Genomic DNA, 12,779 nt, shown 5'->3' with positions numbered 1-12,779 from the left:
CGACCAGGCTGGGCCGACAGGGGAGAATCCATGGCAGACAAGACCTTCACCGTCGAACGATCGCGTACGATCCATGCACCAGCAGCGACGGTCTACCCGTACATCGCGGACCTCCATGCCTGGCGGACCTGGTCGCCGTGGGAGAACCTCGATGAGAATCTCAAGCGGGAGTACAGCGGCCCCCGGATGGGCGCTGGCGCGCGCTACGCATGGTCGGGCAACCGCAAGGCCGGCGAGGGCGAGATGATCATCACCGAAGCCGTCGAACCGACGTCCCTCGCGATGTCCCTGGCCTTCACCAAGCCGATGAAGTCCACGAACGAGCTCCAGTTCACCCTCGGCGAGCATGGCGATACCTGCACCGTCACGTGGACGATGACGGGGCAGCAAACCCTGTTCACCCGTGCCGCGTCGCTCCTCGGTGGCATGGACAAGATCTTGGGAAAGCAGTTCAACCAGGGGCTCGAGAGGCTCGCTGCCGTGGCGGAGCCGGACTAGTCGGGGACCATCGCGACCACCGCTAGACTGCACGCATAGACACTGTGTCCCTAGTACCTCTCGGAGGATGATCTCGTGGTCAGCCCGTTGCTCGAAGCCACCATCGACACCACAGCCAGGCCCGCCAAGGTGTGGAGCGTCGTCTCCGACCTGCCGCGGATGAACCAGTGGAGCCCGCAGACCCGCAAGACCTTCGTGCTCGGTGGCGAGATCCGTGAGGGATCGCTCGCCTTCAACATCAACCAGCGCGGCATCCTGTTCTGGCCCACTCGCGCCAAGGTCGTCGAGTTCGAGCCGAACAAGAAGATCGCGTTCCGCATCCTCGACAACAACTCGGTCTGGTCCTACACCCTCGAGCCGCAGGGCGAGGGCACCCGCATCGTCGAGCGCCGCGAGGCGCCCCGCGGTACCTACAAGATCTCCCAGTTCCTCATCAAGACTTTCCTCGGCGGCAATGACACCTTCGAGCAGGAGCTCATCGACGGAATGAACCAGACCCTCGAGCGCATCAAGGCCGAGGTCGAGCAGTAGCGCCTCTGCGCCTCCCCGCTCGGCGAACGTGAAGATCCAGCCACCTCCCACGTGGCTGGATCTTCACAATTCGCGGCCAAGGCCAGCCCCAGCGAGCTCAACTGCCCTCGCGCGCGGCCCGCAAGGCGGCGATATCGAGCTTGGTCATTCCCAGCATCGCCGTGAACGCACGGCCGACCGCATCGGCGTCATCGCCGGCAAGCACGTCATCGAGCCCCTCGGGGACGATCTGCCACGACAACCCATACTTGTCCGCGAGCCAGCCGCATTGCACCTCCTTGCCGCCCGCGGAAAGAGCCTCCCAGTAGTAGTCCACCTCCTGCTGGTCCGCGCAGTTTACGAGCAGCGAGAGGGCATCGGTGAACGGGATGTCGGCGCCGCCATTGAGCGCGGTGAAGCGTTGCCCGTCTAGCTCGAAATCCACCGTCAGGACAGTGCCCTCGGGCATCGGTGCGTTCGCGGGGTAGTAGCTCGTCCGCACGATCCGGGAGTTCGGGAAGACGGACGTATAGAACTCGGCAGCCTCCGCGGCCTCGGAGTTGAACCACAGGTTCGGGACGATGCGCGGAGTGATCGACGCAGCCATGACGGCCTCCTCGGGGCGTTCCAACAGGGATAGCAATACAGACCTGCGCGCGCGGCGGGAATCATCGCGGGGGTGGCCTAGTGCCTCGTCCCTGACTCACTCGCTCTGCCCGGGCGAGCAGGGCGAGTAGACGGTGAGGGCGTGGGGGTTGGTGCGGATGCGCAGGTGGGCAGTGTCGCTGATGGGGTCGCCGTCGAGGGCGACGGGCGTGGCAGCCTCGAGCGTGATCTCGAGCTCGGGGAGCGTGAGGTGCTCGTGGATGGGGCTGGTGCGCAGCGTGCCGGTGGCGACGGCGTAGAGCGCCCGGGTGTAGGAGAGCGGGTGGTCGGCGCGGATGAGGCGGATGTCGAGGGTGCCGCCGTTGATGGCGGTGCGGGCCACGGGGATGCGGTCGGTGGGGTGGTAGGTGCCGTTGCCGATGAAGAGGGTGCGCGCTCGCAGGGATTGTCCGTTGAGGGTGATGCATAGTGGCTGCGCGGCGGCGAGCTCGCGGATCATGCCGAGCGCGAGGGGGATCCATTTGCCGAGGTGCTGCTCCCAATTCTTGCGGGCCTGGAGCGCGGCGGGGTAGGTGCCGAGGCTGGCTGTGTTGAGGAAGGCGTGCGGTGCGTCGCCGTCGAGCTGGGCCGTCGCGGTATCGATGCACTGGGACTGGCCGGTGGTGACGGCGCGCGCGGTGTGCTCCGTGGTGGGAGTGCCGATATCGAGGGCGAAGTGATTGAGGGTGCCTCCAGGGAAGACCGCGAGGGGGTGGCCGGTGTGCTCGATCGCGGCGGCGACGGTGCGGACGGTGCCGTCCCCGCCGAGTACTCCGATCGCGGTGGGCTGGTGCTCGGTGATGAGGCGGCGAATGTTGTCCGTCGTGGTGGCGCTGGTGTCGCCGAGCGGGATCTCGACGATGCGGGCGGCGGGCAGGAGCTCGGTGATCCGCGCGTGGGATTCGTGATCCGTGCTGCCTGATCCGGGGTTGGCGAGGATCAGGAGGCCTTCGCCCGCCGGGAGCGCCGGGGCATTGCCGGGGGTGATGCGGGCTGGCTCCGCGGGTGGCTGGGGCGCCCACCATCGGCGGGTGGCGAAGGCGACGCCGATGCCGATGAGGCTGCCGACGATGACGTCGGAGGGCCAGTGGACGCCGTTGTGGACGCGGGAGTAGGCGACGGTAGCGGCGAGGGGCGCGACGGCGAGCCCGAGGGCGGGGGACTCGAGGGCGACGCCGGTGGCGAAGGCCGCGGCGATGGCGGAGTGCCCCGAGGGGAAGGACGAGGTGCGGGGCGGTCTGATCCGGCGCCGGTGCAGGGGGAGGGTGGCGTGGTCGGGCCGGATGCGGGGCAGGGTGAGCTTGAACGCGACGTTGGCGAGCGCGCTGCTCGCGGCGACGGAGAGCATGCCGCGGACAGCGGCGCGGCGTGGTGGGCCAGGGTGGCGGGCGAGGAGGGTGGCGATAGCGATCCAGGGCTTGCCGTTGTTGGCGATCGTGCTCGCGAGCTGCATGGTGGTGTCGAGGCCGGAGGGCCGGATGCTCGCGGACCGGGCCATGAGCTGCTGGTCGAGCGTGATGATCGGAGCGAGAATGCGGCGCATGATTGCACGCTAGCCATTGTTGGTGCACTAGGCGTGGTGGTTCGCGGCCCTGGTTTCCCCTGGCAGGAATGGTTGTCGCGATGGGCGCGAGGGCGTAGCCTGTACGAGACTGTTGATCGATGGTCAATAACGGTCGATGAGCGATCGTGGAAACGAGGACCCCCATGACACCCACCTCCAGCCTGGCCGCGCCCCTTGCCCTGCCCTGCGGTGCCACGCTTCGCAACCGCATCGCCAAGTCGGCTCTCAGCGAGCAGCTAGGAACCCGGGCGCACGGGCCGGACCACCGCCTCGTCACCCTCTACGACCGCTGGGCCCGCTCCGGCGCTGGCCTGCTCATCACTGGCAACGTCATGGTCGATGGCCGCGCGCTGGGCGAGCCTCGCAACGTCGCCGTCGAGGACGATCGCCACCTGCCGCGGCTGCGGGAATGGGCGACCGCCGCCAAGACCGGAGGCACTCACGCCTGGATGCAGATCAACCACCCCGGCCGCCAGGTGCCCCGCAACCTCAGCAATACCCCCGTCGCGCCATCGGCCATCCCCGTCACCGGCATGGCCGGGGCATTCGGCACTCCGCGCGCCCTCGAGCACGATGAGATCCTCGACCTGATCCGGCGCTTCGGCACCACTGCTGGCATCGCCATCCGCGCGGGCTTCACTGGTGTGCAGATCCACGCCGCCCACGGCTACCTCATCAGCCAGTTCCTGTCGCCGCTGACCAACCAGCGCACCGACGAATGGGGCGGCGACGCGGTCCGGCGCCGCCGATTCCTTCTCGAGATCGTCGCCGCGGTCCGTGCCGAGGTGGGCCCAGGCACCCCGGTGGGCGTGAAGATCAACTCCGCGGACTTCCAGCGCGGCGGCTTCACCGAGGACGAGTCCCTCGCCGTCGTCGCCGAGCTCGCCGATGCCGGGGTCGATCTGCTCGAGATCTCCGGCGGCACCTACGAGGCGCCCGCGCTGATGCTCGGCAACCCCAAGGCATCCACGGTGGCCCGCGAGGCCTACTTCCTCGACTTCGCGCGCAAGGTCCGCGAGCAGGTCACCATCCCCATCATGCTCACCGGTGGGTTCCGCACCGGCAGCGTCATGGCCGATGCCGTCACCGGCGGCGACATCGATGTCGTCGGTCTCGGCCGACCGATGGTCCTCGAGCCCGACCTGCCCGCCCGGATCCTCAACGGGGACGCCGCCGCGTCGAATACCCGCCCCCGGCGCATCGGTGTGGCCAAGCTCGACGCCGCCGCCGAGCTCACCTGGCACACCACCCAGCTCTGGCGCATGGGCGACGCGAAGGAGCCCGACGCCCGGCAGCACCCCCTCGTCGGCATCGCCCGCTACGCCAGCGCCGCCGGGCTCGACACACTGCGCCGGCCCTTGCGCCGCGGCCAGTACTAGCCTCCTACCGCTACGCTAGGAGCAGGCAAACCGGGACACGGGGGAGGACTCGCAATGGTCGGGATGGTCGAATCGAGCAAGGACACGGTGCAGGAGCTCATCGTCTCCGCCGTCAACCACGTGGGGCAGGTCGCGGTCATCGCCACCACCCTCGTCGCTGACGTGGTGCGCGAGGTCGGGACACTGCTCACCGAGGTGCTCGGCATGGCCCAGCAGCTCATCGAGTCCGCCGTCAACCATGTCGGGCAGGTCGCTATGCTCATCACCCGCGCGATCGCCGCGGTCGTCTTCGAGCTCGGCGCCATCATCACCGATGGCTTCGACATGGTCGACGCCACGAGCGCCGCCCTGCGCGACCGGCGCGGCGGCCGCGTCCTCGCTGCGGTCTAGCGCGCGCGGCGCGCGATCGCGTTGGCGCCTATCATCCGGATATAGCCTGGTCCGAACGGTGGTGGCAGTGTTGGGGATGCGCAGCGCATGTCGACGCATCGTGGTCGTCGGGAGCGCTCTGGTGATCACAGCGGTCGCCGCGTGCGTGCCGCTCGCGGAGCGCACGGTCCCGTCGGGCACCCCGCGGGTGACGATATCCGCAGGCTCCCTGGCACTCGATGGCAGCGAGTGGTGGCCAGTGGGGTTCAACGCCTACCAGCTAGCAACCGATTGGGAGCTCAATGCGGGATGCGGCGCCGAGGTCGATCTCGACAAATACTTCGGTGCTCTGCCGGAGGGATCGCTGACCCGGTTCAATGCGTTCCAGTCCTTTGCCGTGGACAAGACGACCGGCGCGATCAGCTACGAGGCCCTCGACGCGGTGCTGCGCGCCGCGGAGGCCCACGACCAGCTCGTGATCCCGGTGCTCGCGGGACAGGATGGCGCGTGCGATGGCGAGCTCTTCAAGCAGCATCGCTGGTATGCCTCGGGGTGGCGGGACGTGCCCATGCCCGTGCTGACATTCGAGCACTGGGCGCGCAGCCTGGTGTCGCGATGGTCCGGTTCCCCTGCCATCGCGGCATGGGAACTCGTCGGCGAGCCCGAGCCATCGGTGTGCACGGACTACGCGTGCGCGGTCGAGAACAGGCGGTGCCCGGCGGATTCAGCGCACGTGCTGCGCCGGTTCTTCGACGAGGCGGGCGCGACCATCGCTGCGCTGGACCCGGATCGCTTGATCACGGCCGGCTACCTCGGGGGTAACCAGTGCGGGACCGCCGGCGAGGACTTCCTGGTCCCGAGCTCATCGCGCCACGTCGATATCCTGCAGTTCCACGACTACTCCATCGAGGATCCAACACTGCTCGACGGGCATCGCGACAGCGTGGAATCGAGGGCCATGCAAGCCCGGGGGCTGGGCAAGCCGCTGCTCGTGGCCGAGATCGGCGTGTCCGCGGGCTCATGCCGCTCGGTCGAGGAGCGCGCGGTCCTGGTCGAGGCCGAGATCCGGGACTATCACCGGCTCGGTGCGGCCGGAGCGCTCTTCTGGTCGTTCGTTCCTGATCCGCGCACCAATCAATGCACCATGGATATCGGTCCGGGTGATCCCTTGTGGGACATGATCGGCCAGCTCAGCTAGTTGGCATGACACGGTAGAGCCGCCATGGCGGCTGGTTGGCACCATCGTTGGGGGCCTCGAGCTCGAGCGTGGCGATCTGGGAGCCGTTGTCGAACATGGTCGGATAGCGCAGGTTCACCGCGTCGGTCGCGCCACGGCCCTCGTTCGGCACCGCGAGGATGTAGCGCACGTCGTTGCCGACCGGGTCGTTGAGGATCGTCACGAAGTCCTGATCGGAGGGGACGACGAACTGCGTCGGATTCTCGGAGGCGGCGGTGATGGCGAAGCCATAGACCGAATCAAGGATCACCGACCCGTTGGGCAGGCTCTGCGAATCAAGAAACCTGGCGATCCTCCGTTCCGTGGAGAACGACCTGATGATGGCTTGCGCCTCGTGCTGGATGCCGAGCCGCTCGGCTACCCCTGGTGCAACGATCGCGGTCAATGCGTAGTGCTGGGTCGCTAGGGTGCGATCGGTCAGGCCCCATAGGCTGATCGGCAGCGATGCGCACACCAGGAGGATCCCCGCGATGCCCCAGGAGCGTGAGCGGGGCAGCGCTGCCGGGGGCCCGCCGAACCTGCCGCGGCGACGTGGTCGCGGCACGCTGGCTCGCGGCAGAAGGTGCAGGGCAAGAAGGATGGCCAGCGGGATCGCGCAGATATAGAACCGCAGGAACGGGAACGTCAGTCCCTGGGCGAACGCGATCACCTGGAACACCAGGACCGAGGCGACGATCGCGACGGGAATGATCAGCTCGCGCTCCCGGCGAGCGAGGAACATCACGAACGCGATGGGCAGCAGCAGCGGCAGCGCCGGGGCGAGCACCATGATCTCGGCGAGCGAGAAGACGAGTCCCTCGGCGGCGGAGATCGCCGGCACATCGGACGCCTCGAGGATCGCGGTGTTGCCGTACTGGGACGAGAACTGCGCCAGCGCGTCACCGGTGAGCAGCCAGCTCGCCCCCGACCACATCGCGAAGGCCACCGCGAAGGGAAAACCCACGATGATCGCATCGAGCAGCGCTGCCGCGGGAAGGCGCAGGCCACGCCGGGTGAGGCTGACCAGGAAGACCGCGAGGATGCCCGAGCCCGCGACGACGACAGCGTCGTACCGGGTCAGGTAGGCCCCGGCGAGCGCGATCCCCGCGATGGCGAGCGCGTTGGGATCGTCGCTGTGGTACCAGCGCGCGAGGAGCCGGACCGCCCACAGCAGGAAGAACAGGAACGCGGCCTCGCTCAAGCCGTTGGCCCCGTGAATGATGATCATGGGGTGCAGGGCGAACGCTGCGACCAGCAGGCGCGCGGGCCACCCAGTGATCCCGCGATCACCGATGATCCCGGACAGCTGATAGACCGCCCCGGCCATGAACAGGGCCGACATGATGATTCCGGAGAGACCGAACCGGGTGAGCTCGGGCAGCCACGGCGAGAACGCGAGGACGGGGAGCTGCGTCATGGCGGGCAGCGGGGTGAAGATGAACCCCAGCGCGGCGAGGTGCGGGTCGCGGCTGTGCAGCACGGCCTCGGCGCTCGCCACCCGGGCTAGTGCATCCCCCATGAGGTAGTGGTGGTGCAAAGCTAGCCAGGCGCCCACCGCCAGGTAGAGCACGCCGCTCGCGAGAGCAGCCAAGCCGTGGCGCCTCACGTCGATGCCCCCGCACCAGGCAAGCCATGCGCGGTCTTCTCCCAGAACGAAGGGTTGCGCAGCAGCTGCCAGCCGCCCTTGATCGCTGCCACGCTCATCATCACCCAGTACAGCGGAACGGTCAGCACGGGGACCAGGAGTTCCTGCTGGCCGTTCTCCCTGATGCTGATCAGTCCCATGAACAAGGTGGCGGCGTTGCCCAGGACGAGGCAGGCGATCGCCGGGTAGTAGATGGGTGCAGGGAAGAGCTCGCCCAGCGAGGTCGGCTGGCCCAGGAACCACGTGAGCGTCATCATCCAGAAGACGGTATTGAGGATGGCGATCAACGGCGTGCCGGCGAGCAACACAGTCATCCGGAAGGTCGAGACCAGCCCGAGCTGCTTGTAGAGAGCCACTGGCCTGCGCGTGTGGACCAGCCAGGTCTGCAGGTAGCCCTTGTACCAGCGCGAGCGCTGGCGGATCCAGTTGATGGGGTCGCTGTTGGCTTCCTCCATGGTGGTCGATTCGAGGACGGCGGTGTGATAGCCGGCCGTCTCGATGCGCACTCCAAGGTCCGCATCCTCGGTGACGTTGAAGGCGTCCCAGGCTCCGATGTGCTCGAGCACGGAACGCTTCAGGTGATTGGAGGTGCCGCCGAGCGGGATCGGGGAACGACTGCTCATCAGCCCAGGGAGGATGAAGCTGAACCACAGGCCATACTCCGCGGTGAACCATCCCGTGAGCAGGTTCTGCTTGCCATTGTGGAAGCTGAGCTTGGCCTGGATGCAGGCGACGTTGTCGCCGAGGCGTCGGAAAGCGGCCACGGCGCGGCGCAGCTGCAGCGGTTCCGGGTGGTCCTCGGCATCGTAGATGGTGACGATCTCGCCCGTCGCGAAGTGCAGGCCGTAGTTGCATGCCTTCGGCTTGGTGCGGGGCTCGGCCGGGGGCACCTCGATGATCGTCACCGTGCTCTCGAGGTTCGCGCGGTGCGCCGCGTCGATCGTGCCATGATCGTCCGCCTCGAGCAGCAGGAGCACCTGCAGCTTGGCCGACGGGTAGTCGAGGCCGCCGACGGCTCCGATCAGCAGAGCAACGACCTCTGGCTCCTTGTAGGCGGGCACGAGGATCGTGTAGCGGGGCAGTTCCTCGTCGGTCAGCGCGAGGGCCTCGTCGTCGGTGACGCGAACGATCGCCTCCCCCCGCAGGCCCCTGGCGAACAGCAGCACCCGGTCAGAGATCGTCACGACATACGCAGTGGTGAGCACGGCCATGATGACGGTGAGCGCGGGCAGCGGCCAGGCAGCGATGAGTGCCATCGCCGCGAGGCCCGAGACGATGAGCGCATTGCGCTGCCACGGCACGAACGCGCGCGACGCGGACGCCATCGGATCACGCCAGGCAAGTCCGTTGATGGCCTCATCGAGGGCATGGACCGGATCTACCTGTGGATGCTCGGCGCTAGGGGTCATGCCGATGGCCTCGCTGCTCAGTAGCCTGCGAATTGTGCCGCGACGAGCTGTCGGGCAATGGTTGTCATGAGCTGGGCATCCTTGATCTGCGGCTGGAGGTCCGTCAGTGCTGCGTTGCCGCGGAAGAAGATCTCTAGCAGCACGGCCAGGTTCGAGGCCATGGAGGGCTCGGGCTCGGGGAAGCGCGCCCCGGCTTCCCGATTGTCGAGCGTGGTGAGCACGATTCGCTGCACCACATCACCGCGCTGCCACGCGAGGTCCAGCCGGGTAGTCGTCAGGTATTGCTCCTCATCGATCACGGACTGAAGATGTCCGCTCACGCCCTCGCCGAGGTCGACACGCTGCGGAGTGCTGCGGCGAGTACCGCTGAGGTCATAGAGCGTGCCTACCGGATAGATGTCGAGCTGCACCCGGTTCGGCAGGGTAAAGGTATCGATGGCAACGCGGCGCGCGGGGGGCGGCGTGCTAGGCAGCTGGGGATCGAGCAGCGCCGTGACGGCACCGGTTCCCGCCGGGCCGGGGTCAAGCAGCTCGAGCTCGGAATTGCCCGGGGTTGCGCGCAGGACCTGGCGGCCCAGGGTCGCTTCGGGACCGAAGTAGCGGCGCACCCAGGTGTATTCCTCGCGCGAGTCCTCAACCCACCCGGCCGGGACGACCTGCGTGATGCGCGGCGGGCTTCCCGGGCCCTCGGCGACCTCGGCACGACTCGTCTCGGGCACCGGGATCGTGGCGATCAGCCCGGCCGCGATCGCTAGCACCGCGACGGAGCGCCACGATGATTCCGTGCTGCCCGGAACGCTCTGGGGCGTCCTCTCGAGGGGGCGGGGACCGGCATGGCGACACTGCCACCGGATGAGAAGCCATGTGGCGGCAGCGGCGATCACCACGGGAAGGCGCTGGAACTGCACGAGCCCGAAACCAGGGGCCAGCGTGATCAGCAGGCTCAGCGCAACGAATCCGATCGCGCAGGCCAGAGCGTAGATCGCCAAGTACTCGCGCCGATGCCGGCCTAGCCCAAGCGCGATCGCGGAGGCGCAGATAAGGATGCTGGCCGTCCCATTGGCGCGCGCATCGCCGCCGAGCAGGCTGGAGAGCAATCGATAGGACAGCGGGCCGCCGGCGATGAGCGCGAGCCAGAGCGGCCAGTATGTTCCGAGCTGGCGCAAGCCAAAGAGCAGCACGGTAGCGGATAGCAGCAGGATCAGCGCGGCGAGGAGGTCGAGCTGGAGCAGCACATGATGCTCGGCATACCGGGGCACCACGAGCAGCTTGATCAGGCCCGCCACCACCAGCCCCAGGAAGCCAGCGATGGCGTTCGCCTGGCGGTCACTGATCGGTAGGCGCTGGCGGGGCCGCCTCGCGATGCCGACGGCCGCGAGGAGGACCAGGATGACGAAAATGGGGTAGTAGCCGGTATCCCCGCCGCTTTGGGTAGCGACGAACATGCCGGTCCACGTCGGCCAGAACGCGATCACGGCCGCTGCAGGGATCGCCGCGGACCGTACCGAGGGACGGGGAACCCTGGCCATGCGCGCAGCCTATCGGCGGGAGCGCCGGCGAAGCGCGAGGCCGAGCGCAGCGACGCCGCCGACTGCTAGGGCCCCAATGCCGACGAGCGCCAGTATCCTGCCGTTGCCGTCGAGCAGGCCGCCTTCCTCGCCCCTGTCCTCGGTGATTCCCACGGAGATCGATCGCGGCTCATCGTCACCGAACGCGGCCAGCACGTTCCCGGTCAGCTCGAACCACCTGCTCTGATCGCTCTCGAGCCAGGAGAGGATCGAATCCACGCTGGCGTCCAGGCCGTCCGTCGCGAGCGCGATATCGCCGTCGACCGTGGCGACCTGAAGTGATCCGTAGCGCTGCGAGGGATCCAGGGCGAGCTCTACCTGGGTGCCGGCAGTTCCATCCAAGATGTACGCATCGCCGGTCTTGCTCAGCGGGAGGTCCACGCCGCTCGCACCGATCAGGATCTTCGGTCCCTCCGAGCCCAGCGCGTCGTCGATCGTGCCGACCTGGAGGTGCAGGGGCGTGGCGGAGAGCGCCTGCAAACCGGAAACGATGCGGATCAGTCGGCGGGCATGGGCGAAGTCGAACTGCCCGAGGCCGGCATGGGCGCTCGGCAGCAATGCCTGGGGCAGGGATTCGAACCAGGGCTCGGGCGGATCGGCTCCGATGACGGTGAGCGCCGAGTCTGGATCGAGCGTGACCGTGACCGGTTGCTCCAGCCCGCAGTCGAGGCTCGCGCCCGAGATCTCCGCGGAGACGGTCAGAGGCATGAACCTGGGCAGGCGCGGGCCGCTGATCTCGATGGTCCTGTCGAATGCCCCGCTTGCCTCCATAGGCCAGTGGTCGAGGACCTCGTCGCCCAGAGCCACGATCATCTGCCCGCCCTGGGCCGAGGACAGCGGGGTGTAGGTGCCGATGAGGCGCAACGTGGCGTCGTCTACGGCCCAGCCGATCCGGGTCTGGTCCAGTATCAGCGGCAGGCGCACCCGGCCTACCCCGGTCGCGCGGGGCGAGCCCAGCCCAAGATCCTGGAACGTCGCGAACTCGGGGGCGATCCGTGGACGGGAAGCCTCGCCCGCGATCGATACCGAGGGCGCGGCCGCGAGCGCCGCGAGGCTACTGGTGAGCACCCGGACCTGCGTCTCGAGACCTGGCCCGCTGCCCGCCATGCGCAGCGTCGGCATTCCGCCTGGCGCCGTAGCGAGATCGATAGTGCTCTCGGCAGCCTCCTCGATAACGAAGCGCCGCGCGAGGAAGGCACTGTCCCGTCCCGGATCCTGCCCGCGCCCCGCGAGCTGCTCGACCTCGATGCGCGTTGCTTCGGCGCGATACCGGTGCATGAGGCTCGCGGCAAGCTCGGTGGCGGCGGTGATCTCGACCGGCGTGGGCTCGGCCGGGATCGCGATGACCGCGAGATCGAGCAGCGGCGGGAGAAACCCAGCGATCGAGGCGGGCGGGGACTCGTCACCCGAGAACTCGACCGTGATATCCCGCAGGGAGATCGTTGGCCTGTCCCAGTAGGTGAAGCACTCGCGCCGATCCGGCACCGTGGTCGAAACGAGGTCCACCGTGGTGGAGCCGGCAGAGATGTCTGTTCCCGCCAGCGGGAGCCTGACGATCGGCGACTCGGCGAGGCTCGCTGCGGTCAGCTCGGTCCGGCTGATCACCGCGCCCTGGTGAACCACATCGATAGTGCCGCGCGAGGCGTCCGGTGGCATCGTCGCTCGCGCCTCGAGGAACTCCGGCCGCAAGCCTTCGGGCACGGGGATGGTCCGCACGACGACGTCACGGTCACCCAGGAAATCGACTGCGGCGCCGAAACCAAGATCGCTCGCGGGGATCCGCGCGTCCGCTCGAGCCGTTGCCGTGCCGGTGGCGAGGGCACTTCCAGCCGCTAGCGCCATCACGAGTGCGCTCGTGGCCAGATTTCGGCGCAGGGCGGTGCTTGGCGAGGGCATGGAAGCCCTTTCCTCGGAGGAGATCGCAACAGCATGATGATAATCCCCCGTGGCACAATTCGCGCATTCCTCCGCTGGCG

Annotated in this window: 11 protein-coding genes; 5 read left to right on the top strand and 6 right to left on the bottom strand. The window is 68.1% G+C overall.

Annotated elements, in window-relative coordinates:
• Positions 1–30 precede the first annotated feature (30 nt).
• Entirely contained in the window at positions 31–498 is a 468-nt protein-coding gene (locus FXO18_RS03730) for an SRPBCC family protein (RefSeq protein WP_149359696.1), read from the top strand.
• 75 nt (positions 499–573) lie between these two features.
• On the top strand, positions 574–1,029 hold the full coding sequence (locus tag FXO18_RS03725; protein WP_149359695.1) for an SRPBCC family protein: 456 nt from the start codon (positions 574–576) through the stop codon (positions 1,027–1,029).
• 97 nt (positions 1,030–1,126) lie between these two features.
• Here the strand turns inward: FXO18_RS03725 and FXO18_RS03720 are convergent, their stop codons facing one another.
• A complete protein-coding gene (locus FXO18_RS03720) occupies positions 1,127–1,615 on the bottom strand; it encodes a VOC family protein (protein ID WP_149359694.1) in 489 nt (162 codons plus the stop codon).
• Positions 1,616–1,711: 96 nt separating this feature from the next.
• Entirely contained in the window at positions 1,712–3,196 is a 1,485-nt protein-coding gene (locus tag FXO18_RS03715; RefSeq protein WP_149359693.1) for a bifunctional phosphatase PAP2/diacylglycerol kinase family protein, read from the bottom strand.
• 164 nt (positions 3,197–3,360) lie between these two features.
• Here FXO18_RS03715 and FXO18_RS03710 point away from each other — a divergent pair, with 164 nt between their 5' ends.
• From FXO18_RS03710 to FXO18_RS03705, 3 genes are all read left to right on the top strand, one after another.
• Positions 3,361–4,596 (top strand): NADH:flavin oxidoreductase/NADH oxidase family protein, encoded by a 1,236-nt coding sequence (locus FXO18_RS03710; protein ID WP_149359692.1) that lies wholly within the window; start codon positions 3,361–3,363, stop codon positions 4,594–4,596.
• Positions 4,597–4,650: 54 nt separating this feature from the next.
• Positions 4,651–4,986, top strand: coding sequence for a hypothetical protein (locus FXO18_RS15840; protein ID WP_187774163.1), 336 nt, complete (start codon positions 4,651–4,653; stop codon positions 4,984–4,986).
• A gap of 121 nt (positions 4,987–5,107) precedes the next feature.
• Complete coding sequence (locus FXO18_RS03705; protein ID WP_187774162.1) at positions 5,108–6,163, top strand: cellulase family glycosylhydrolase; 1,056 nt, start codon at positions 5,108–5,110, stop codon at positions 6,161–6,163.
• Here FXO18_RS03705 and FXO18_RS03700 read toward each other — a convergent pair.
• From FXO18_RS03700 to FXO18_RS03685, 4 genes are read right to left on the bottom strand one after another with little or no spacing between them, the layout of a single operon-like run.
• The gene (locus FXO18_RS03700) at positions 6,156–7,772 is read right to left on the bottom strand and encodes a glycosyltransferase family 39 protein (RefSeq protein WP_235900423.1); all 1,617 of its coding nucleotides are present in this window, start codon (positions 7,770–7,772) and stop codon (positions 6,156–6,158) included. The two genes, FXO18_RS03705 and FXO18_RS03700, sit on opposite strands and share 8 nt — an antisense overlap.
• An 11-nt stretch (positions 7,773–7,783) precedes the next feature.
• Positions 7,784–9,235 carry a glycosyltransferase gene (locus FXO18_RS03695; protein ID WP_149359690.1) on the bottom strand — a complete coding sequence of 484 codons (1,452 nt, stop codon included), beginning with the start codon at positions 9,233–9,235 and terminating at the stop codon, positions 7,784–7,786.
• A gap of 17 nt (positions 9,236–9,252) precedes the next feature.
• Complete coding sequence (locus tag FXO18_RS03690; RefSeq protein ID WP_149359689.1) at positions 9,253–10,764, bottom strand: hypothetical protein; 1,512 nt, start codon at positions 10,762–10,764, stop codon at positions 9,253–9,255.
• 9 nt (positions 10,765–10,773) lie between these two features.
• Positions 10,774–12,699 (bottom strand): cellulose biosynthesis cyclic di-GMP-binding regulatory protein BcsB, encoded by a 1,926-nt coding sequence (locus FXO18_RS03685; protein WP_149359688.1) that lies wholly within the window; start codon positions 12,697–12,699, stop codon positions 10,774–10,776.
• Positions 12,700–12,779 lie beyond the last annotated feature (80 nt).

The organism is Lolliginicoccus suaedae, from assembly GCF_008312885.1.
Classification (GTDB): Bacteria; Actinomycetota; Actinomycetes; order Mycobacteriales; family Mycobacteriaceae; genus Lolliginicoccus; species Lolliginicoccus suaedae.
Note: the sequence above shows the minus strand (reverse complement) of the source record. Positions and strands in the feature narration are given on the sequence as shown.